The 21381-nt window shown below is 56.7% G+C and carries 27 protein-coding genes and 1 pseudogene; 22 read left to right on the top strand and 6 right to left on the bottom strand.

From position 1 onward, the window contains the following. The first annotated feature begins 9 nt into the window (after positions 1–9). Positions 10–789, top strand: a complete 780-nt coding sequence (locus tag A6764_RS04915) for a TIGR01457 family HAD-type hydrolase (RefSeq protein WP_029098384.1) — start codon at positions 10–12, stop codon at positions 787–789. On the opposite strand, the gene A6764_RS04920 is transcribed toward A6764_RS04915, so the two are convergent. After that, positions 757–1242 (bottom strand): phosphatidylglycerophosphatase A family protein, encoded by a 486-nt coding sequence (locus tag A6764_RS04920; RefSeq protein ID WP_044900443.1) that lies wholly within the window; start codon positions 1240–1242, stop codon positions 757–759. The genes A6764_RS04915 and A6764_RS04920 overlap by 33 nt on opposite strands. Positions 1243–1472: 230 nt before the next feature. On the opposite strand from A6764_RS04920, the gene A6764_RS04925 reads away from it, so the two are divergent. Genes A6764_RS04925 through A6764_RS04935 form a run of 3 tightly spaced genes read left to right on the top strand, consistent with a single transcriptional unit; the run spans position 1473 to position 4412 of the window. Then, on the top strand, positions 1473–2558 hold the full coding sequence (locus A6764_RS04925; RefSeq protein WP_035299550.1) for a hypothetical protein: 1086 nt from the start codon (positions 1473–1475) through the stop codon (positions 2556–2558). Then, positions 2515–3474 (top strand): 2-hydroxyacid dehydrogenase, encoded by a 960-nt coding sequence (locus tag A6764_RS04930; protein ID WP_264622433.1) that lies wholly within the window; start codon positions 2515–2517, stop codon positions 3472–3474. Before A6764_RS04925 ends, A6764_RS04930 begins: the two co-directional genes overlap by 44 nt. Next, entirely contained in the window at positions 3471–4412 is a 942-nt protein-coding gene (locus A6764_RS04935) for an alpha/beta hydrolase (RefSeq protein ID WP_029098388.1), read from the top strand. Before A6764_RS04930 ends, A6764_RS04935 begins: the two co-directional genes overlap by 4 nt. A gap of 15 nt (positions 4413–4427) precedes the next feature. Here A6764_RS04935 and A6764_RS04940 read toward each other — a convergent pair whose 3' ends face one another. Beyond that, the gene (locus A6764_RS04940) at positions 4428–4655 is read right to left on the bottom strand and encodes a NifU family protein (RefSeq protein WP_029098389.1); all 228 of its coding nucleotides are present in this window, start codon (positions 4653–4655) and stop codon (positions 4428–4430) included. 189 nt (positions 4656–4844) lie between these two features. On the opposite strand from A6764_RS04940, the gene cysK reads away from it, so the two are divergent. The 7 genes from cysK (at position 4845) to A6764_RS04975 (ending at position 11049) form a co-directional block, all read left to right on the top strand. Then, entirely contained in the window at positions 4845–5768 is a 924-nt protein-coding gene (gene cysK / locus A6764_RS04945) for a cysteine synthase A (protein WP_029098390.1), read from the top strand. Between the two features lies 1 nt (position 5769). Continuing rightward, the gene (locus A6764_RS04950; RefSeq protein WP_065067188.1) at positions 5770–6903 is read left to right on the top strand and encodes a bifunctional cystathionine gamma-lyase/homocysteine desulfhydrase; all 1134 of its coding nucleotides are present in this window, start codon (positions 5770–5772) and stop codon (positions 6901–6903) included. A gap of 32 nt (positions 6904–6935) precedes the next feature. Continuing rightward, the gene (locus tag A6764_RS04955; protein WP_029098392.1) at positions 6936–7262 is read left to right on the top strand and encodes a YuzD family protein; all 327 of its coding nucleotides are present in this window, start codon (positions 6936–6938) and stop codon (positions 7260–7262) included. A gap of 241 nt (positions 7263–7503) precedes the next feature. Then, a complete protein-coding gene (locus A6764_RS04960) occupies positions 7504–7845 on the top strand; it encodes a hypothetical protein (RefSeq protein ID WP_029098393.1) in 342 nt (113 codons plus the stop codon). 358 nt (positions 7846–8203) lie between these two features. Beyond that, positions 8204–9019 carry a hypothetical protein gene (locus A6764_RS04965; RefSeq protein ID WP_065067187.1) on the top strand — a complete coding sequence of 272 codons (816 nt, stop codon included), beginning with the start codon at positions 8204–8206 and terminating at the stop codon, positions 9017–9019. 511 nt (positions 9020–9530) lie between these two features. Then, complete coding sequence (locus tag A6764_RS04970; RefSeq protein WP_051188116.1) at positions 9531–9941, top strand: hypothetical protein; 411 nt, start codon at positions 9531–9533, stop codon at positions 9939–9941. Positions 9942–10188: 247 nt separating this feature from the next. Further along, the gene (locus tag A6764_RS04975) at positions 10189–11049 is read left to right on the top strand and encodes a hypothetical protein (RefSeq protein ID WP_255309689.1); all 861 of its coding nucleotides are present in this window, start codon (positions 10189–10191) and stop codon (positions 11047–11049) included. A gap of 68 nt (positions 11050–11117) precedes the next feature. On the opposite strand, the gene A6764_RS04980 is transcribed toward A6764_RS04975, so the two are convergent. Next, the gene (locus A6764_RS04980) at positions 11118–12185 is read right to left on the bottom strand and encodes an NAD(P)/FAD-dependent oxidoreductase (protein WP_029098396.1); all 1068 of its coding nucleotides are present in this window, start codon (positions 12183–12185) and stop codon (positions 11118–11120) included. A 323-nt stretch (positions 12186–12508) separates the two neighbouring features. Here A6764_RS04980 and A6764_RS04985 point away from each other — a divergent pair, with 323 nt between their 5' ends. Beyond that, positions 12509–12766 carry a DUF1450 domain-containing protein gene (locus A6764_RS04985; protein WP_029098397.1) on the top strand — a complete coding sequence of 86 codons (258 nt, stop codon included), beginning with the start codon at positions 12509–12511 and terminating at the stop codon, positions 12764–12766. A gap of 206 nt (positions 12767–12972) precedes the next feature. Here A6764_RS04985 and mqnE read toward each other — a convergent pair whose 3' ends face one another. Further along, positions 12973–14076, bottom strand: coding sequence for an aminofutalosine synthase MqnE (mqnE, locus tag A6764_RS04990; RefSeq protein WP_029098398.1), 1104 nt, complete (start codon positions 14074–14076; stop codon positions 12973–12975). A 294-nt stretch (positions 14077–14370) separates the two neighbouring features. Between mqnE and A6764_RS04995 the strand changes: the two genes are divergently transcribed. The 4 genes from A6764_RS04995 to A6764_RS05010 all read left to right on the top strand — a co-directional run bounded on the left by A6764_RS04995 (position 14371) and on the right by A6764_RS05010 (position 16443). Continuing rightward, entirely contained in the window at positions 14371–14592 is a 222-nt protein-coding gene (locus A6764_RS04995; RefSeq protein WP_029098400.1) for an aspartyl-phosphate phosphatase Spo0E family protein, read from the top strand. 200 nt (positions 14593–14792) lie between these two features. Continuing rightward, positions 14793–15152, top strand: a complete 360-nt coding sequence (gene erpA / locus A6764_RS05000) for an iron-sulfur cluster insertion protein ErpA (protein WP_044900428.1) — start codon at positions 14793–14795, stop codon at positions 15150–15152. Positions 15153–15367: 215 nt separating this feature from the next. Next, positions 15368–15922 (top strand): GrpB family protein, encoded by a 555-nt coding sequence (locus A6764_RS05005; RefSeq protein ID WP_051188118.1) that lies wholly within the window; start codon positions 15368–15370, stop codon positions 15920–15922. 140 nt (positions 15923–16062) lie between these two features. Then, a complete protein-coding gene (locus A6764_RS05010; RefSeq protein WP_029098402.1) occupies positions 16063–16443 on the top strand; it encodes a cupredoxin domain-containing protein in 381 nt (126 codons plus the stop codon). A 459-nt stretch (positions 16444–16902) separates the two neighbouring features. Here the strand turns inward: A6764_RS05010 and A6764_RS05015 are convergent, their stop codons facing one another. Next, positions 16903–17967, bottom strand: a complete 1065-nt coding sequence (locus tag A6764_RS05015; RefSeq protein ID WP_065067186.1) for a TolC family protein — start codon at positions 17965–17967, stop codon at positions 16903–16905. Between the two features lie 240 nt (positions 17968–18207). Here A6764_RS05015 and A6764_RS05020 point away from each other — a divergent pair, with 240 nt between their 5' ends. From A6764_RS05020 to A6764_RS05045, 6 genes and pseudogenes are all read left to right on the top strand, one after another. Next, positions 18208–18567 (top strand): hypothetical protein, encoded by a 360-nt coding sequence (locus A6764_RS05020; RefSeq protein WP_029098404.1) that lies wholly within the window; start codon positions 18208–18210, stop codon positions 18565–18567. Positions 18568–18695: 128 nt separating this feature from the next. Beyond that, positions 18696–19349, top strand: a complete 654-nt coding sequence (locus A6764_RS05025) for a hypothetical protein (protein WP_065067185.1) — start codon at positions 18696–18698, stop codon at positions 19347–19349. A 247-nt stretch (positions 19350–19596) separates the two neighbouring features. Further along, positions 19597–19761: pseudogene (locus tag A6764_RS22350) on the top strand (winged helix-turn-helix domain-containing protein); the annotation flags it as partial. Continuing rightward, complete coding sequence (locus A6764_RS05035) at positions 19758–20087, top strand: hypothetical protein (protein ID WP_218059932.1); 330 nt, start codon at positions 19758–19760, stop codon at positions 20085–20087. The pseudogene A6764_RS22350 and the gene A6764_RS05035, both read left to right, overlap by 4 nt. Positions 20088–20117: 30 nt before the next feature. Next, positions 20118–20777, top strand: a complete 660-nt coding sequence (locus A6764_RS05040; protein WP_218059931.1) for a HAMP domain-containing protein — start codon at positions 20118–20120, stop codon at positions 20775–20777. Next, positions 20717–21097: an ATP-binding protein gene (locus tag A6764_RS05045; RefSeq protein WP_218059930.1), complete on the top strand. Its 381-nt coding sequence runs from the start codon at positions 20717–20719 to the stop codon at positions 21095–21097. The genes A6764_RS05040 and A6764_RS05045 overlap by 61 nt, the downstream gene beginning before the upstream one ends. On the opposite strand, the gene A6764_RS05050 is transcribed toward A6764_RS05045, so the two are convergent. After that, positions 21066–21377 carry a hypothetical protein gene (locus tag A6764_RS05050; RefSeq protein WP_255309687.1) on the bottom strand — a complete coding sequence of 104 codons (312 nt, stop codon included), beginning with the start codon at positions 21375–21377 and terminating at the stop codon, positions 21066–21068. The two genes, A6764_RS05045 and A6764_RS05050, sit on opposite strands and share 32 nt — an antisense overlap. Positions 21378–21381 lie beyond the last annotated feature (4 nt).

A 21381-nucleotide genomic window follows, 5' to 3' on the forward strand; every position in this document is an offset into this window, starting at 1 on the left:
TGACGTAGCATGAAGAAGTACAAGGGGTATTTGCTGGATCTGGACGGAACCATTTATCGCGGCAGGGAGGCAATTCCGGGAGCCGCCCGGTTTGTCCGGCATTTGCGCGAACAGGGCATTCCGTACCTGTATCTGACCAACAATGCGTCCGCTTCGCCGGAGCAGGTGGCGGCGCGCTTGACCGGGCTGGGCATCGACGCGAAGCCGGAAGAGGTCTACACCTCCGCAATGGCGACCGCCCAGTTTCTCAGGGAGCAGGCCCCGGCCGGCACGCCGGTGTACGTCATCGGCGAGGAGGGACTGATCGCGCAGTTGACGGCCAGCGGCTTTGTCATGAGCGAGGAGAGCCCCCGGTACGTGGTGGTGGGGATTGACCGTTCGTTCCATTACGACAAATTGACGGCGGCCGCCCGGGCGATCCGGCAGGGGGCCACACTGGTCGCCACCAACGCCGATGCCGCCCTGCCGACGGAACAGGGACTGTTTCCCGGCAACGGTTCGCTGGTGGCGGCCGTCTCCACGGCGTCCGGGGTCAAGCCGGTGGTCGTCGGCAAGCCGGAGCGCATCATCGTTGACTACGCGCTGGCGCGGCTGGGCACGTCCGCCGGGGAGACGCTGATCGTCGGGGACAACCTGGATACCGACATAGCTGCGGGAAACCGCTCGGGCATGGACAGCCTGCTGGTCCTGACCGGTTACTCCACGAGGGAGGACGTGGACACGCACCCCTGCCGGCCGACGCACATCGCATCCGATCTAGCGGACTGGCTGCGAAGAATCGGAGGGTAGGCAGTCTTCCTCCGCCTGCTTCTGGCGGTGGGCGATGCGGCTGGACGCCGCGGCGGCTATGGCCCCGACCAGATCGTCCAGAAACGTGTGGACGCCAAAGCGCTTGTCGTTTAGCTCCCGCAGCTTGCCGTACTTGACCTTGTCCACGTACCCGTAGTTGGTGAACCCGATGCTGCCGTACAGGTTCACGACGGCCAGCGCCAGCACTTCGTCCACTCCGTAGAGCGGTTCATCCGACGCGATGATGTCCTGAAGCGGGGGGAGCAGCTTCTTTTCTTCGGCCAGCATGTCGAGCTGAATGCCGGTGAAAAGGGCGTTCTGCACTTCCCGCTTCTTCAATACGGCCCGTACGCTTTCGCGGCACGTGTCCATGGAGAGGTCGGAAATGTAGTCTTTTTGCAGAAACATGACGATCTCGGCAATGTGGTCGATGTGGACGCCGCGCTGCTCCATCAGCGTGACGACGGCGTCGTAACACGTGTAGCTGTTGAGCGGATTGTTGTGGTTCACCGCTGTCCTCCTCTCGCCACGGCTTTCCTGGGTACCCGCCTGCGGCGATTGCCGGCCAGGCAGGTAGGTGCTGCTCTACGTGCACGTGGGTAGTATCTGCAGCGAGATAGGCACCTATCCCGCCGGCGCTACATACCATGCTCCATGAGAAGGTGTGTGGGGAGGTTGTTCTCATGGAGTACAAAGCCTTGCTAGAAGAAGCATACGGATTTTCCCTGCACGGCTGCCGAACCGCCGGGGCGGGAACCGTGCTGGAGACGGATCAGGGGCTGTTTTACCTGTATACCGCGCCGGCGGGATCCAAATACAAAAGCAGGTTCATCGAGCGGGTGAAAAAACAACTGGCGCAGCAGCAGGAAGTGAACATGCTGTCGCTGGTCAAGACGAAAGAGGGATACCCGCACGTCGTCAGCGACGACCAGATCTACTACCTGTACCGGGGCGTGCGGGAAGGGGTCCCGGACGATCCGGCGTTTGCCGCAGGGCAGGCGCTGGCCCAGTTTCATCAGGCGACCCGTTCGTTCAAGAGCGACAAGCTGTTTTTGCCTTACTCCACGCTCGGCCGTTGGCCCGGCATGTGGCGGAAAAAACTGCGCGAGTACAACGGCTACCGGGAGGACATGGACGAAGCGGACGGCGAGATATTCCCGTTTGACGAGTATCTCCTGACCAGCTACACCTATGTTCACCAGTTGGGGGAGACGGCGGTGCAGTACCTGTACCATGCCGGTTACGACAGCGTGGTGAAGGAAACGGCCCACTGCGGCAAAGTTGCCTACCAAAATTTTGATCAGGGGTATATCTTATGGAATGAAGAGGCCGTTCGCTACGTCTGCGGCGAATGGAACTGGGTGCTCGACATGCGGGCGCGCGACATCGGCCAGTGGATCAAGGCGGAAGTGCGCCGGAACGGCTGGCAGGAAGACGTGGTGACCCGTTTCCTGGACGGGTACAACAGCGTCTGCCCGCTGTTGGAAAGCGAATACGCCGTGGTTTACGGCCTGATGCTGTACCCCGGGCGCTTTCTCAAGCTGGTGGAGACGTATCGCGCATTGCCGTGGGAAGAGCGGCAGGAAGTGGACGGCGCGGCGTGGAAAGAACACTTGGAGGAAGAACTGATACACATGGAAGAGGCGCTTCGCCGCTATCCGCAGACGATTGCGCAGCGATACGGGGCGCCGGTTCCGCACATTGACTGGTTGTGGAGGCCTGCCGATGACAAAACCGATGGTGTACGTGACGAGGCAAGTGGCGGATGAAGCCATCGCCATGCTGGAGGCGGTGGCGGACGTGGAAGTTTGGGCGGAGGATCGTCCCATCCCCCGAGAGGTATTTCTGCAAAAGGCGGAAGAAGCCAGCGCCCTCTTGACCATGCTGACGGAACGGATTGACGAAGAACTGCTGATGCGGGCGAAACGGCTGCGCATCGTCGCCAACATGGCCGTCGGCTACGACAATATCGACGTGGCGGCGGCCAAACGGCATGGCGTGATCGTGACCAACACGCCGGACGTGCTGACGGAGGCGACCGCCGATTTGGCCTTTGCCCTGCTGATGGCGGCGGGCCGGCGGCTGGTGGAGGCCAACCGCTTTTTGCTGGCCGGCGGGTGGACATCCTGGAACCCTCACCTGATGGTCGGCCAAAACATCTACGGAGCGACGCTCGGCATCGTCGGCATGGGCCGCATCGGACAGGCGGTAGCCCGGCGGGCAGCGGGCTTCGGCATGCGGATTCTCTATTACAACCGCAGCCGTCGGCCGGAAGCGGAGCGAACGACAGGAGCGCAGTACGCGCCGTTTGACGAACTGCTCCGGGAATCGGACTACGTCGTGCTGCTGACGCCGCTGACGGCGGAGACGCGCCATCTGATGGGCGAGCGGGAGTTTTCCCTGATGAAGCCGACCGCCGTGTTCGTCAACGTGTCGCGCGGCGGCACGGTGGACGAAGCGGCGCTCTACCGGGCGCTGGTCGACAAGCAAATCTGGGCCGCCGGTCTGGACGTGTTCCAGCAGGAGCCTGTGCCTCTCGACAACCCGCTCTTGTCGCTGCCCAACGTGGTGGCCCTGCCGCACATCGGCAGCGCGACGCATCAGACACGACTGGAAATGGCCCGGCTGGCTGCGGCCAACATCGCCGCCGTGCTGAGCGGAAAGGAGCCCGTAACCCCCGTATGAACTGGATGATTGCGACGGTGGCCGGTCTGGTGCTGGCAGCGGCATGCATGGCGGCCGTGGCGCTGCGCGTGGCCTGGAAATTGACGCACCCGCGCCGCAGGCCGGTGGACATGGAGCCCTCCCGCTTCGGCATCGGTCACGTGGAAGCCGTCACCTTTCCCAGCCGGGAGGACGGCATCACCCTGAGCGGCTGGTACATACCGGCGGAAGCCAACGGACACGACGGCAACGGCTGTACGCTGATCTTTGCCCACGGCTACGGGCAAAACCGGCTGGAACCGCATCTGCCCGCCCTGTCGCTGGCCGCACGGATGCTGGCCGCCGGCTACGACGTGCTGATGTTTGACTTTCGCAATGCGGGAGAGTCAACCCCCGCGCTGACGACGATCGGTCTTCGGGAGCAGCAGGACCTGCGGGGCGCGATCGATTACGTGGAACAAAGCCGTCCCGGGCAAAAGATCGGTCTGATCGGGTTTTCCATGGGTGCCGCCACTTCGCTTCTGGTCGGCGGGACAGACGAGCGTGTGCAGGCCGTGGTGGCCGACTCGCCGTTTTATTCGCTGCGCGAGTATTTGGAGGAAAACCTGCCGCAGTGGACAGGCCTGCCGCGGGTGCCGTTCAACTGGTTGATTCTGACGCTCAGCCCGGTCATGCTGCGGGCCAATCCGTCGGAGGTCAGGCCGTACATGGCGGTGAAGCGGGCCGACAAGCCGATCCTGTTCATCCACGGCACCGGCGACGAAACCGTGCCGTGCGGCAACAGCGAACAGCTTCGGGCGCTCTCCGCTCACCCGGATTCCGCGCTCTGGCTGGTGCCGCAGGCGGGCCATGTGCGCAGCTACGCCATGATGCCCGACGAGTACGGAGAGAGGGTGGCCGCTTTTTTCCACAAGACGCTGCTGAAAACGGAAAAGCCCTTGCCGGCCAGAAACCGGTAAGGGCTTTCGCTTGCATTAGAATACTTGCTGTACTTCTTTGATCCCCGGCACTTCTTCCAGCAGCGCGCGCTCGATCCCTGCTTTCAGCGTGATCGTGGAAGAAGGGCAGCTTCCGCAGGCACCCATCAGGCGCAGTTTGACGACGCCGTCCTCTACATCGACGAGCTGCACGTCGCCGCCGTCGCGCTGCAGGTACGGACGCAGTTTATCGAGTACTTCCTGTACTTGATCGAACATGTCCATGGGAATTTCACTCCTTTCCATCCTCCCTCTATTATAATCTCCCGGAGCCGATAAATCCATGACCGATGCGCCCGAAGCGGCACTTTGTCGGGGATCGTGTTCCCGGTGGCGTGCCGCATGGACTTTTTCGCACGGCCTCATGTTATAATAGAGGGGCGAAAAGGAACAACAAGATAAGGGGTCGGTGTCGTGAACGTATACCGTAACGTGAAGGAATTGATCGGCAACACGCCGATTGTCGAGCTGACACAGTTTGATGTGCCGGAAGGCGTTCGACTGTTTGCAAAACTGGAGTTTTTCAACCCGGGCGGCAGCGTCAAGGACCGCTTGGGACTGGAGCTGATCCGCGCCGCCGAAGAGAGCGGGCAGTTGAAGCCGGGCGGAACGATTATCGAGCCGACGGCGGGGAACACGGGAATCGGCCTGGCGCTGGCCGCGATCGGAACCGGCTATCGCGTGATCTTCTGCGTGCCGGCCAAGTTTTCCGAAGAAAAGCAGGAACTGATGCGCGCACTGGGAGCGGAAGTGGTGAACACGCCGACCGAGCTGGGCATGAAAGGGGCGATCGCCAAGGCGCAGGAACTGGCGGCGTCCATTCCCGGCGCGTACGTACCCCAGCAGTTTGCCAATCCGGCCAACCCGGCGGCTCATTACAAAACGACAGGACCGGAAATCTGGAAGCAGATGGAGGGCAACGTGGACGTGTTTGTGGCGGGGGCCGGTTCCGGCGGCACCTTCATGGGGGTAGCCCGCTACCTGAAAGAACAGAAGCCGTCCATTAAAACCGTAATTGTCGAACCGGAGGGCTCCATTCTGAACGGCGGCGAACCCGGTCCGCACAAGACGGAAGGAATCGGGATGGAGTTCTTGCCGCCGTTTATGGACACGAGCTACTTTGACGCCATCCACACTATCCTGGATGTGGACGCCTTTGAGATGGTCAGACAGTTGGCCGCCAAAGAGGGACTGCTGGTGGGCAGTTCGGCGGGCGCGGCGATGGCGGCGGCGCTGCGGGAAGCGCGGGCAGCAAAGCCGGGGACCAACATCGTCACCTTGTTTGCCGACAGCAGCGAGCGTTATTTGAGCAAAAAAATCTACCAAGGAGGAGTATAAGATGCGGATCAAAACACGCCTGATCCACGGAGGGATTGAGGGAGATCCCCATACGGGAGCCGTTTCCGTCCCGATTTATCAAGTCAGCACATACAAGCAGGAAGCAGTCGGCAAGCACAAGGGCTATGAATACTCCCGCACGGGCAACCCGACCCGCCACGCACTGGAAACCTACATCGCCGAGCTGGAGGGCGGAGCGCGCGGCCTGGCGTTCGGCTCCGGCATGGCGGCGCTGTCCACGGTTCTCTCCCTGTTCTCCAAAGGAGACCATCTCGTGGTGGGCGACGACGTGTACGGCGGCACGTACCGGGTGATTACCCGCGTCTTTTCCCGCCTGGGACTGGATGCCACCTACGTGGACACGAGCAATCCGGCTGCGGTGGAAGCGGCCATTCGCCCGGAAACCAAGGCGATCATCATGGAAACACCGACCAACCCGCTGTTAAAAGTAAGCGACATTGCCGCCCTGTCCGCGATCGCCAAAGCGAAAGGGATCATGCTGATGGTGGACAACACGTTCATGACCCCGTACTGGCAAAATCCGCTTGAGCTGGGCGCCGACATCGTCTACCACAGCGCGACCAAGTACCTGGGCGGACACAGCGACGTGGTGGCCGGCCTGGTCGTGGCCAAAGATGCCAAGGTGGGCGGAGAGCTGCACTTCCTGCAAAACGCGATCGGCGGCATCCTCGGGCCGCAGGATTCCTGGCTGCTGCTGCGCGGGATGAAGACGCTGGGCGTACGCATGGAAGAGCACGAGCAAAACGCGCGAACACTGGCCAACTGGCTGGCCGAGCGGAACGACATCAAACGCGTCATCTACCCCGGCCTGCCCAGCCACCCCAACCACGAGCTGGCGAAAAAACAGGCGCGCGGCTTCGGCGGCATGATCTCCTTTGACGTCGGCAGCGCCGAACGGGCCGATGAAGTGCTGGCCAAGGTGAAATACTTTACGCTGGCAGAATCGCTGGGTGCGGTGGAGAGCCTGATCAGCGTCCCGGCCCGCATGACCCACGCCTCCATTCCGGCCGAGCGGCGGGCGGAATTGGGCATCACGGACGGATTGATCCGCATCTCGGTAGGGATTGAAGATGTGCAGGATCTGATTGACGACCTGGAACAAGCCCTTTCCTGAGAGACAGGAAAGAGGAGCAGGGGGCGGAGCAGATGAGCGTGGAAATCAAGGTCTACGGCACCGAGCAGTTGTGCGCGAGCTGCGTCAACCTGCCGTCGGCCAGGGAGACGGCCGACTGGCTGCAGGCGGCAGTCTCCCGCAAATTCGGAAACGACAGCGTCCGCATCGTGTACAAGGACTTTCAGCAGCCCGAGACAGAAGATGACAAAAGCTGGGCCAAACGCATTGTGGAAGAAGATTTGTGGTATCCGCTTGTCGTAATTTCCGGGGAAATTGTCGGCGAGGGAAATCCGAAACTGAAAGATATATACGCCAAGCTGGAAGAGCTGGGGGTAACCCCGCTCGACGCGGCGAAATAGGAGCGAGCGGGAGCAATCCCGCTCGTTTTCGTTTGTATGCAGGGTGACGCACGGAAGAAGCAAGATTTTGGCATAATCCTTGTCGCCACCTATTGCAGGTGTCTGCTTCATTCGTAGAGTAACAGGATTATTATCTTAATTTTCAAAACTATCTAACTCCCCCCCGGGAAGAGAGTTCTACGTGTCCCACCCGATTCATATACATCCAGAGGAAAAACTGGAATCGAGGAGGGCGCCCTGCATGGAACAGCAGTTGGCTCGCTATTACGAGCTGAAAGAAACACAAAAGAAAATCGAGGAAGAGCTGAACGACCTGAGGCAGAAACTGTTGGCAGAATATGGGGATAGCGGAGGTGCCGAGGCAGGGGCGTACAAGCTGACCATCCACTATCAGGAGCGGCGGGAGTACTACGATGAGCGGGTTTACAATGCCCTGCCCGATCCATCGCTGTGGCGGCTGATGTCCCGGGCGGACGCCGGAAAAATCGCCAGTCTGCTCAAGCTGAACGTGATTCACGACGGCATCCTGGAGGGAACATACGAACGAAAACACATTCCCGTCCTGCGCGTGCAAAAGCGATAGCCGCATTTGAGGGAAAAGCCTTTCGGTGAGAATCCGAAAGGCTTTTTTTATGTATGCTCGCATTTCCAACTGTAAAGGTTTCTGCTGACAAAGAGTAAGGAAAGGTTTTGTTTATCAATTTATTCATATACATAATAATCAAAATATTAAAAATAAATTTTGCGAATTTTAGTCTGATGAATAATCTTTCTCATTGTATAGATGACAAAAGTCCGTATTTCACTATGAGGAATTAATATCATTTAGTAAAATGTACCTATTCAAAATATAGGAATAATTGGTAAAATGAGTAATGGAAAGAGTTGTAAATAAACTGATTAACTTCGTATCCAAAATTCTATTGAAGGGAAGGAGAACCATGCGAAAAAAGACTAAGAGGATCATTCCGCTATCAATTACCTTGGCGACTGCTGTTTTCTTCACAGGAATAAGTGCGCAAGTTGCCGCCAGCGAACAAGTAACCCGGATCCCAGATCAAATGAAAGCTGGGACGATCATAGAATTTGACGAAGACAACAAGATGAGAATCATCGTTGAAGGGGAACCAGTTCCCAAAAAGAAGCCAATCATGAGAAAGGTTCTTTCGCCAGAACAGCAGAAACTGCTTGAGGAAGAAGAAAAGATGGTTCAAAAAATTCGGGAAGAAGCAAAAGATTTGCCAGTATACCACTTGAAAAATCCCGCCCCCCAGCCCGGTATGAGGGTCATTTATGACGGGGAAGGTTTGATCAGAGAGATTATTTATCCGAAGAATATTTCTCCTAATGCGTATAAGCCACTTCCCAGAGGTACGAGGAAACCCCCAGGGACATACACATACGGCAAAAGTAACAACAGCATTACGATTAAAGGAACCACATCGGGTTCCGTACTTGGAGAAGGTCGCTTTACCAACTACTCAGATACGGTTGGAGAGAATGACAATACGTTGAAAAAAGGCGATTGTGCGACAAAAGGCGAGATTGACAATCCAAGTTATGGGACAAAGATTGCTTCAAGGAACCTCGAAAACGACGTTTTTGCATATGTATATAAAAGAGACAATGGTGCTCTCCCTGATGCAGTCCTTGACATTTGGAAAACAGGAGTCGAGTTATACGGTTTGACCTGGTCGTCATCGTTGTCGTTTAAAGGAAGATATTACTACGAGTTTAATGAAAATGATGATAAATAAAACGTACATCCAGTATCTTTCGTAACGCTAAGCTTGGTTACAGTTATATGAGGCAATCACGATGCAACGATTATCCAGAGCAGGTGCATGTTTTGCAGCCGCGCTGCTTTTTATGCGGTGCTTCACTGCTGATGCAAATCGACCGACCGCAAGCCCGCAAACGTCCTCTCCACCTGTGCAGACTTCGGGTGAATACCTGACGACTACAAGTACCGAGTACGTGGACGGCAATAGTCTCTGAAGGCGGGATGTCGATGGAAAATTGGTTCAACCTCAATGACATCCCGTATACGTCTCAATCCCCCCCTGACGGCAGTTATCTCAACAATTTCATGTATGTCACGCAGTACAGTATCAAGTGGCAACGTAAAAAGCCTTTCGGCGACAAACCGAAAGGCTCATTTAATCAAAACTGCCTTTTCGTAAATCATTTGTAATACTTTTGATTGCGATTGTTAGTAAAATATACCTGTAATTCGCCGAGGGACACAATTGTTACCAGGAGGGCGCTATGTTAAGAAAAGCTGGCGGAAGCGTTCTTTTGCTTGTTGTACTCGTATTGGGCACGGTTGCTGTTTTTACGGCAGCACAATTGCGTGAGGACGACAACGGGCAGGTAGTAACCCGGATCCCAGACCAAATGAAAGCTGGGACGATCATCGAATTTGACGAAAACAACAGGATGAAAATCATTGTGGAAGGGGAACCGGTTCCCGAAAAGAAGCCGATCGAGAAAAAGCCACTCTCACCCGAACAAAAGAAACTGCTTGAGGAAGAAGAGAGAATGGTGCAAAAAATTCGGGAAGAAGCAAAGGATTTACCCGTATACCACTTGGAAAATCCCGCCCCCGAGCCCGGTATGAGGGTCATATATGACGGGGAAGGTCTGATCAAAGAGATCATTTATCCGCAGGACAAGTAAGGGAACGAAAACTGTTCTTTGGAGAAGGCCGCTTTTGCTAAAGATGGTGGTTATGGTGCAGTTATACCAGTGAAATGAGGTAACCATGATGCGACGATTATCCCAAGCAGGGGCATGTTTTGCAGCCGCACTGCTATTCTGTGCGGTGCTTCAAGGGTGTGCTTCTCCTGTGCCGCCGTCGGGTGATTATTTGTCAATAACGAGAACCGAGTACGTGGACGGGTATAGTCCCGAAGGCGGGATGTCGATGGGAGTGTACACCTACGATCTGGCCAACGGAAAACTTGTTCACGTCAATGACATCCCGTACACGTCCCAATACCCCCTGACGGTTGTTTCCTGGCCTGAACACAAGCTGTACTACTCCGCCGACGTAGGTGACAAGGGTGACCAATTGTTTGCGTACGATTTGCGCGACGGAAAGACCGAACAGTTATCCACCGATCTATTTGCCATCAATCACATCATTCCGACGACTGCGGAAGGCCCGGTGATTGTGATCGCGGTGAAAAAAGGGAGGCGCGTGCTGCAAACGGCCTTTTACGAGAAAAAGACGAAGAGGCTCGAATTTATCGACGAGCAGGACACGGACACGAACACGTGGACGGCCAGCTACGATCCCGAGACAAACAAGACATATCTTGTGCAGTATTCGGACAAAGAGGATTATGCAAAACTGATGCACGCCAACGAGACACAGACCTTCATGGTGCCCGCCACCCACACCGTAGTCGAAATCGACAACGTCACCAAACAGAAGCGGAACATCATCGAGCTGAAAGATGAGCAAATTATGGGGATTTCGGCCAGAGGCGGGCAACTGTTTCTGGTCACGTCGCCCCATGTGCTCAGGCCACCGGTCGAATACAATCTGGTGGACATTAATACGGGGAAGAGACGGAAACTTGACTTGCCTATCTCTGCCAGAACCGGCGTCTTTTTGACCAAAGACGGGAAGGGATTGTACTTCCTGGGCGGCAGCAAAGACTCCTCCCACAAACAGGAAAGGGACATTTACTATTACGATTTCCAAACGGGAGCACTGCAGACGATTTTCCTGCAGAAAGATGGCAGTTACATCAACAATTTCATGTATGTCTCGCAGTAACCGTGTCATCTGGAAACGAAAAAGCCTTTCGGCGAGGAACCGAAAGGCTTTGTTCATCTTGATCCGCACTATCCGAGATGCTTCTTGTACATCCACAGCACGCCGCTCTTCATCACGCGGGGCATTTGGCCGACCAGGGAGACTTTGCCCATCACGCCAAAGCCTTCCTTTTTGCCCAGCGAGCCGAGGAATCCCTTGTGCTTGATGTCCGGCAGGGAAGCGGGGTATTCTTCGCCCTTGATGTCCTTCTTCAGCATCAGGGCGATCTGTTCACCCTGCAGTTCCGCCGATTGGGCACTCGGGGCGATGGGCAGGCTGGCACAGTCGCCCACCACGTACACGTTGGGATACTCGGGAATCTGGTGATACTGGTTCAGCTTGGCCCGGCCGATGTTGTCCTTCTCGATCGGCAGAGCGCGCACGATGCGGCTGGCCTGGATTCCGGCCGTCCAGACGGTGACGTCGGTTTCCACCGGCTCGTTGTGGTTGTAGACCACGCCCGGCTCGACGCGGTTGACGCTGGCCATGGAGACCAACTGCACATCGTGTTCGATAAACCACTGGGAGGCGTACTGCTGCAGTTTTTTCGGGAACGGGCTGAGAATGCTCGGGCCGCGGTCCAGAATGCGAATGTTCAGGTCCGGGCGGCTTTCCCGCAGTTCGGAGGCCAGCTCCACGCCGCTCAAACCTCCGCCGACGATCGTCACTGTACCGTACGGGTCCAGGTTGTTGATGGCTGCGTAGGTGTTGCGGGTCGCGTTCATGGTTTGAATCGAGTGGGTATATTGTTCCGCTCCCGGGATGTCATGATAACGGTCTTCACATCCGAGCGCGATAACCAGCCAGTCGTAGGAGAGGGTGTCACCGTTTGCGAACGTGACGATCCGCTCGTCCATATTTACGCCGGTTACCTCCCCGAATTTTGTCGTCAAACGAGGATCGCTTGGAAACGGGACGCGCACGGCTTTTTCCGGTTCCGTTCCCGCCGCGAGGGCGTAATACTCCGTTTTCAAGCCGTGAAACGGCATCCGGTCCACAAGCGTCACAAAGACGTTGTCAGGCAAATCCGGGGACAGGACCCGCTCGATAATCCGCAGACCCCCGTACCCTCCGCCAAGGATCACAAGTCGTTTCATAGAAGGTCTAGTCCTTTCTTCTGTCCGTTATTTTACAGCACCCATTCTATTGTTAGTCTCTTTTGCGCAAATTGCAAGCAGAATCTTTTTCCCGTTCATTCGCGGATCACTGCACCTGCCAGGGGGGAAACCAGTTGCGATCAGGCCTCAGTTTGCTATGATAGGGGGAGGGTCTGGAGGGCTCGCACGAAACCGGGAATGCCGGCGCTGACGACGCATTCCGCGTGCGGGTTCGCCGGAAAATTCCCCTGTGGACCGCAGCGTTTGCCATGACGCGGTACACGATGAGGAGAACAGTCCATGTTGACGGCAGGTGAAAATGGATGAAGCCATTAGTTGAATTTTGCGCGAGCAACGTCTCTTCCTATACAAAATCCGTGATGGAGGCGCTGGAAAACGATCCCGAGCTGGATGTGGACGTGCTGGAGTACGGCTGTCTCGGCCATTGCGGCGAATGCTACATGCAGCCGTTTGCGCTGGTGAACGGCGACCTGGTCCAGGCGGCCACCGCGGAGGAGCTTCTGGCGAACATCAAGAAAAAGCTGCGGGAAGACGAGGAGGATGACGGATTCCCGTTTTAAAGACAGGTGGATGAAAAAGGCACGGCCGAATGCTTCGGCGTGCCTTTTTTGGTGGAACCGAATGCGGACGACGTCTGAATGTCATCCGCTGAACCCTCTGGGGAAGCAGTCCGACACGGGGGCGAAACAAAACAAGCCGACGCCCATAAGAGAGACGCCAGCTTGCGGTGAGGGTATGGCGGCATGTCGTGTCGCGGGTCCGGTTCTCAGTGTTCCTTGATGACGTTGTAGAACGTATCCCGTTCCAGCGCGCGTTTGCCGGCTCCTTTGATCAGCCAGACCAGTTCGTCGACGGTGAGGGCCTGTTGGGTCAGCGCGCCGGCGGAGTGGCTGATGCGCTCTTCGATCAGCGTGCCGTGCACGTCGGACATGCCCATGGTCAGGGACACCTGCGTCAACTGCGTGCCGATGTTGATAAAGTACGCCTTGATATGCTGGAAATTGTCCATCATCAGGCGGCTGATGGCCATCGTCTTCAGGTCGTCGATCGCCGAGTTGCGCCGCTTGATGCCGGCCGACGCCTTGATCGGCTGCACCGCCAGCGGGATGAACACCAAAAAGCCGTTGGTCTCGTCCTGCAGTTCGCGCAGGCGGATCATGTGAATCAGGCGCTCCTCCAGCGTCTCGATGGAGCCGTACAGCATCGTGGTGTGGGTCTTCAGGCCGAGCTGATGAGCCGTGCGGTGCACCTGCAGGTACATGTCCGTGCTGGCCTTTTCCGGGCTCATCTTCATGCGGTACCGCTCCGTCAGGATTTCCGCGCCGCCCCCGGTCAGGCTTTCCAGCCCGGCTTTCATCAGCTCCTGCAGCACTTCCTTGATGGACAGGCCGGAGATGCGTGTGAAGAATTCGATCTCCGCGCCGGTGTACGCTTTGATCGTTACGTGCGGATACGCCTTTTTCAGGGTGCGGATCGTGTCTACGTAATAGTCAAACGGCACGTGCGGATTGTGGCCGCCGACGATGTGGAACTCGCGGATGCCTTCGCGATACCGCGAGCCGACGTAGTGCAGCAGTTCGTCCATGCTCATCGTGTAAGCGCCGTCTTCCCCGAGATCTCGACGGAAACCGCAGAACCTGCAGTGCGCCTCACAGACGTTGGTCGGGTTGATGTACATGTTTTGAATAAAATAGACGTTATTCCCGTTTTTTCGCTGGTTGACCAGGTTGGCCAGTTGGCCGATGGTCAACAGATCGTTCGAGTTGAACAGGGTGAGGCCGTCTTCCAGTGTAAGCCGCTCGCCGTGAATGACCTTTTCCGCCACGCCGGCCAGCGATTGGTCTTGGATGGTTAAGGTGTCAAGCGCCATCCGAACACTTCCCTTCTCAGATTTCGTCCGGTCGGTTTCCCTGATGCGGGTGGTCAGGGCTGATCCGTCAATCGTTCACAAAAGCATCTATAATTATAAACCTCTTGGGAAGGTGGAACAATATCAGAAGTTTAGCAGCGTCCGACCTGTAAAAATCTTGCAAATATCGCCAAAAACCCGGTATTTTCATGGTTATATAAGGAAATTTTGATTGCCTTATGGCTGCAGTTCCTGTAAAATGTAAATGAAATGAAGGTACGAACGCCTTATCTATCTTTAGGAGGAGCTTCAGCAATGCGAGATATGGTACTCGAAAAAATCGAACTCCTTCGACAGCGTATGGTGAAAATGGGGTTAGAGTTTGGGTTGGATCATCCGGATGTCCTGGAATACAGTAAGCAGATTGATCAACTTCACAACGAACTGAACCAATTGGATCATAGTCTGTCCAAGGTAGGCAAAAAGTCAAAACCGTATCGCTTTTACATGTTGGAAAACAAGGCGCATTTTGCGTGAGGAGGGCAACCCCTCTTTTTTTGTTTGGGCAGGCGTGTTCAGTGGGGGAAGGGGGCAGGCGCCCGAAGTGCAGGGCAGCCTTGTGAAAACGCGTCTTCCTTTTGTATACTGAAAGCAGAAAGCGGCACCCTGTAAAAAGGAACACGGCGTTTGCGTGGTGTCTCATGGAATGGAAACCGCCGGTGAAGGAGGGAAACGAGATGATCACATTGACGGAACAAGCCAGCCGGAAGGTAAAGGAGATGCTGGCTGCGGAAAACAATCCCAAGCTGTTCCTGCGCGTAGGCGTCCGTCCGGGCGGATGCAGCGGCTTTACCTATGGGATGGGCTGGGATCAGGAAATGAAGGAAGGCGACCACACCTTCGAACAGGACGGAATCAAGATTGTTGTCGACAAGGACAGCTATCTATACATTGAAGGCACGCGAATCGACTACAAGGAATCGCTGATGGGCGGCGGCTTCTCCATCGACAACCCCAATGCGGTCGCCTCCTGCGGCTGCGGCGCGTCGTTTCGAACGGCGCTGGCCGAGGGCAAGCCGGAGAAGTGCGACGAGTAAGACGCATAACGAGAGGACACAACCTTCGTGGGCATTGCATGACGGTCATGCGATGCCGGCGAGGGTTTCTTTTTTGCCGACGAAGACGTAGATGATCCTCGCTCGACGGAGGCGAACCTCGCTTCCCGTTGACATGCATAGGGGATATCGCCCCTTTTACGGGCTGGAAGGAGTTGGAGCAGGGGAGGAGGAATAGAGAAGCGGGAGGCGATTCGATGCGAACCGTGGAGGTTGTAGCGTACGACGACCGCTGGCCGGAGATGTTTCGGGAGGAAGCGGCGAAGATCAGGGAGGCCGTTGGCGGTGCCGTACGGGACATTCATCACATCGGCAGTACGTCGGTGCCAGGCATGGCCGCCAAACCGATTCTCGACATCCTGGTGGAGGTGGACCGGATCGAGAGCGTGGATGCCCGCTGCAGCCGCATGGAGTCATTGGGCTACGAAGCGCGCGGCGAAAACGGCATCCCCGGGCGGCGTTACTTCTGCAAAGGAGGCGACAAGCGGACCCATCATGTCCATGTCTTTCAACAGGGCAGCGACGAGGTGATCCGCCTTCTGGCGTTTCGCGACTATCTGATGGCCCATCCGGCGGAAGCGGCGGCCTACCGTGACCTGAAGCGGCGTTTGGCGGAGCGGTTTCCCGCCGACATTGCTGCGTACGTCGCCGGCAAAGACGCGTTTGTCAAGGCGCTGGAACAGCGAGCGCTGGCATGGTGGAACGCCCGCAGGGACAGCGAGAAGTACGGCATCGATGAGAAGCGCGGGTAGGGAAGCGGCCGCCAGCGGCGTTCACCAATCGTTCGCCGGTTCGTCAAGATTCGTTCACAGGTTGGCAGATTCTGGACCGATTTCTTTCGCTACAATGAAATTGTAGAACGTGAAGACATTGCATGAAAGAAGGGTGTCTTATGAAAAAAATGTGGGGTCTCATGATGTCGGCAGCAGTCTTGTCCGTCATGCTGGCAGGCTGCGGCGGCGACAAACAGGAAGCGGCTCAAGGGAGCAGCCAACCCGCTCCGGCGGCGTCCGGCACGGCGATCAACATTGAGGCGAGCAACTGGAAGTTCAACCAGGATACATTTGAAGTAAAAGCGGGTGAGCCGTTTACGATCAACTTCAAGTCGACCGAAGGCTTCCACGGCATCGGCATTGAAGGGCTGGACGTGGACATCCAGAACGAGGGCAGCAAGACGCTGACCGTCGACAAGCCGGGCGAGTACAAAATCTTCTGCAACGTCGTCTGCGGTCCCGATCACGGCAAAATGGTCGCCACACTCGTGGTGAAATAAAGCAAACGAACAAAGAAGAGCACGACCTCTCAAAACACTTTGGCCTGCAGCGCGGGTCAGGGTGTTTTTTCCATTCTGCCGCAGGACATCCTACAGGGGTATCCTACACGCAGGAGGAGATCCCAGATGGCAAAGCACAACAACAAGGACAAACGGCCGACTGAGGCTGCGGCCGGCTCTCGCAGCACACCTCCCCATACGGGGGAAAATACGGGGCACAATTTGCGCAAAGAAAACAAGTAGAGGAGCAGCAGCAGGAAAAGCGTGGCGGACAGAACGTGTGAACAGGTTCTTGACCGCCACGCTTTTGTTATGATGAAGCCCGTTTGTTGCGTAGTGCAAACACCTGCTTTATCCCAGGGTTCGTGACAAACGCGCGATACTATGGTTTCGTCTCCATTCCGTAAAGTGCCAGCTTGTCAGCACAGCGGATAGAGGGCCATACAGGTAATGGGGCGATTAAAATCCGATGGAATATTGCAAAGTGGCTACTGCAACATTGTATTGATACGCAGAATCAATGCTTTCGGCAATGCTGTCCAGCCATTTTTCCTTACGGTCAGCCAGCTCAGATGCGGATGCTTGTCCGTTCAGGTAGTCGATGTAGGTTTGACGGTAACGTTCTTCCGCCGATTTTTGACTTGCGCTGCTTTCCTCCATGGCTTGTTTCGCCTGAATCACTTTCTCGTAATTGGCCGCGATTTCCTGGTCAGCTTTCCGTTGGGCTGTTTGCCACAAAAGCTCGGCTTTTGTCAGCTCAATTTGTGCGATACGCCCAGGGTAGGTACTGAGGGAGGCGTACTGGCTGATGTAGTTTACTTTGGCTTGGTAAAATGCTTTTTCGGCGGAGGCTTTCACCAGATCGGGGCGTTTTTCGTAGGCGGTTTTTTTGTATTCGTCGACCGGGAGCAGTTGGAAGGCGGAATAATTCACGGCTGCCAGGTTCCACTCTTTGTCGCTCTTTTCGTTCATCAGTTGATTCAGTTTGGCAAGCGCCTCACGATACTTGGCTTCGAGTTCGCGGAGTGTTTCTTGAGCGTCGCTGCTGTTGTCCCCGTTCATCATTTCGACGTACTTCTTTTGCAAGTCCGCCTTCTCTTTCGCTGCCAGTACATCAAAATACGCTTTGTGTACATTGAGTCGGACGTTGTTTTCTTGTATTTTCCAGTTGGACTCGGCGACCTTGTAATCCCTGATCGCATCTGCTTCTGTCTCGAATTTCGATTTGGCACTGCTCAAGGTCTTGATGGAATCTACTTTCGTCGCTTTCGTGCCCAATAAAGTCAGGCGTGTTGTGTAATAGGCGGAGTCGCTGTCGAGCTTGAGCAGCCTTAGGTCGATGCTGCTGGTGATTGCCTTTTCAATCGCCTGCTCAAGCGTCAGGTCGGAAATTTCTGCCGGGGCCGCAGCAGCAGCTTCGGATGCACCCGCATCGGCAGGAGCGGCGAGGACAGGTGCTGCACCTGAGAGAATCGCGGCGATCAGGGTCGTGGTGTAAAGCGGTTTGAGCAAATGGAACTTCATGGATGAACCTCCTTGTAAGAATAAAAAAATGTATGATAACGATTATCATTATCGTTAACGAGGCCAGTATATGATGACTTCATGTGAGTCGTCAAGGCAAAATATGCTACATGATTACAATTTTTTAGATTGCGAGATACATATTTTCCCTCTGCCCGGCGCATGATAGAAAGGGAATGCTTGCATGCAACCTCCATAGGCTCCGCTTACGGCAGGGCCGAGTTTGAAGCAGAGGAGATGATGGCCCTGGAAAGAAACCGGTATTACATCACGCTGCAGTCGGGGACGACCGTGGCCGAGATCCGCGACGTCAAGGGCGATTCCACCTACGACTTTGAGATCGAGGCGACCGAGGTGGAAGCGGGAATGCTGCGCGACCTGTTCAACCACTGCGTGCACGGGGACTTCATGATGTGGATGCACGGGCATACCTTGTGGAGCGACATGCCGGATCGGGACAACGACGAGTACGACGACAACCTGCGCGAGATTTACCGCACGATCTACCGGCTGGGCACGCCGAAAACCCGGAACGATCTCGAACAGATGGGATTGGTGGAGAGGCTGGGGTTGGACAGGGACGGGCTGCGGCCGCTGTAGCCAGGCCATTTCACAATTTTCCACATTCGCTTGACAATCGTGCCACATTGTTTGCGTAGACTGTTACCTGCAGCCGGGAAGCGACCGGCATCTTGACCAGATCAGCACGCAAAAAGGAGTGACGGAACATGAAACTTTGGCAAAAAAGCGTTTTGGCGACAGCACTTGTGACGGGTCTGGCGATTCCGGCCGGCGTACACGCGGCGGACACCCAGGCACGGCCGGCGGCGAAGCTCATCCAGGCCGGACAGGTCGGCGCGCAGCACGAGCATCAAGGCGAACACCAAAAAGGCAAATGGCACCGCGGGATGCACCTGAATGCACACCGTCAGATGTACCTGACCCTGCTGGCCGAAAAGTACACGCCGGACAGCGTGGACGAATGGAAAGCCGCTTTTGCCGAACGGGAACGCCTGATGACGGAACTGAAGGCGGTGCGGGAGCAAAACGGCCAGGACGAGCAAAAACAAAAACTGCGGGAGGAATGGAAAGCACTGAGCGAAAAACTGCACGAGCAGGTGAAAAATGGCGAGATCACCCGAGAGCAGATGAAGCAGCAGTTGAAAGAATGGCGCGTCAAGAACTTCGGCGAGCGCAATTCAAAAGACGCGGAAACGATGCGCGCCGTGATGGAACAGTTTAAACAGACCCACGAGGCGTTCGACGCCGCGATCCAATCCGGTGACGCCGCGAAGATCAAGGACGTGCTGCCGAAGCTCCTGGACGAGGTGAAAACGGTCAACCAGCACCTCGCCAAAAAGCTGGAACAGAAGAAAAACTAGCGGGCAGCCGCCGGTTTTCGGTACAATAGGAACCAAAAAGGACGTGTCCCCGTGCGCGTCCTTTTTTCATGGAATGGGCCGGCCGGACGGGATGCCGGCATTCGCAGGGGGAAGACGGAGGAGGCATGAACGTGAGCTATCTCATTTATCTGGTGGAAGATGAGGATAATCTCAACCGGGTACTCACCTCCTATTTGCAAAACGAAGGGTGGCAGGTGCGTTCGTTTCACAACGGGGAAGCGGCCTGGGCCAGGCGTTTGAACGGGAAAGCATCCTGCGCCGCATCTGGGGCGATGATTGCGACGGGACCGACCGCGTCGTCGACGATCTGGTGCGCCGCCTGCGCAAGAGAATGCCGGAGCTGCGGCTGGAAACCCTGTACGGATTTGGCTACAGGATGATCGGCTCATGAAAAACTACCCGTTGGCTGTCCAGATCTGGCTGGTCTTCGCCGGCATCACGCTGGGCGTCGCGATCCTCCTGGCCCTTTTGTTTCCGTGGACGCTGCGCAGCTTTTTTACCCGGGAAGTCTTCGCCACCATCGAGACGGCCCAGGATACGCTGCTGGATTACATCCGGCCTCCCCTGGAGGAAAACAGGCTGTTCAGGCGGGAACTGGAGAGGAAAAACATTCGCACGGTGGACCACGTCTTCTTTCGCGAAAACGGCAGGCCGATTGTCGGACGGATGCTGCCGCGTTCGTTTGTCGAGGTGGTCGGGGAGGATATTCGCACGTAGCTTCCCGACGTCCAGCGGTATATCCGCAGCGTGGACGACGATACCATCTTCTACGTCATTCGCCGGGAACAGGCGAGCGGCAGGACGGTGTACCTGGTGTCGTACGTCTGGGAGACCTACTTGAACGACCTGGTGCGCACGCTGGTTCGCCGGCTGTTCCTGATCCTGGGGATCGTGCTGGTGGCCAGCCTGCTGCCCTGCATCTGGCTGGCCCGCTACCTCACCCGTCCGCTGGTGCAGATGGAAAAGCGGGTGAAACGGATCGCCGACCGGGATTGGCACGAGCCGTTCGTGACGGACCGCAGCGACGAAATCGGCCGGCTGGCCCGTTCGATCGAGCGGATGAGGGAGCGGCTGGTTCGGCAGGATGAAGCCCAGCAGGCCTTTTTGCAGGACGTCTCCCACGAGCTGAAAACGCCGGTGATGGTGATTCGCAGCTACGCCCAGTCGATCCTGGACGGAATTTATCCGCGCGGAGACCTGCAGGGGTCGGTGCAGGTGATCGACAGCGAGGCGGAGCGGTTGGAAAAACGGATTCGCGGCCTGCTCTACATGACCAAGCTGGATTATCTGGAGACGCGCCGGCCGGAGCACCGGCCGTTTCGCCTGGACGAGCTGGCCCGCGATGTATGGGAGCGGCTGCGCTGGCGGCGGACGACGTCCGCTGGGAGGAGTCGCTGGAGCCGGTGACCGTCACGGGCGACAGAGAGCAGTGGGGCGTCCTGCTGGAAAACCTGCTGGACAACCAGACGCGCTATGCCCGGGAGCGGATTTTCCTCTCACTGCGGCAGGAAGCCGGAAAGGCGGTGCTGCGCATCGGCAACGACGGGCCGCCCATTCCGGAGGAGGAAGCGCTGTTCAAGCAGTTTGTGAAAGGGGAGAAGGGGGAGTTCGGCCTGGGCTTGGCGATTGTGCAGCGGATTGCCCGGCTGCACCGTGCCCCTTTGCGGGCGGCCAACACGGACGATGGCGTCTGCTTTACCGTGGAGATTCCCCTGCATCCGGAGTAAAGGGCGGCGGTGACTGGTCCTGCAGCGCCTGGCTGCTCCACTCCTCGATCACCGACAGATGCTCCTGCCTGCAGGCGGGACACCAGCCCACGTGCAGGCAGTGGTGGTGGAGCCGGTCGGGAAAGCCGTTGCTCAGCTTGGAGTCGTCGATCTCCAGGTACGGGCTGTAATCGCCGTAGTAGTCATACAGCCGTCCGGCGTCGTCCAACGGGCGGCCGCAGCGGGGGCACGCTTCCTGGTAGGGCATGAGGCCGTTGCAGACGGGGCAGAGATGGTCCATGGCC

The organism is Brevibacillus sp. WF146 (assembly GCF_001673705.2).
GTDB classification, from domain to species: Bacteria; Bacillota; Bacilli; order Brevibacillales; family Brevibacillaceae; genus Brevibacillus; species Brevibacillus thermoruber.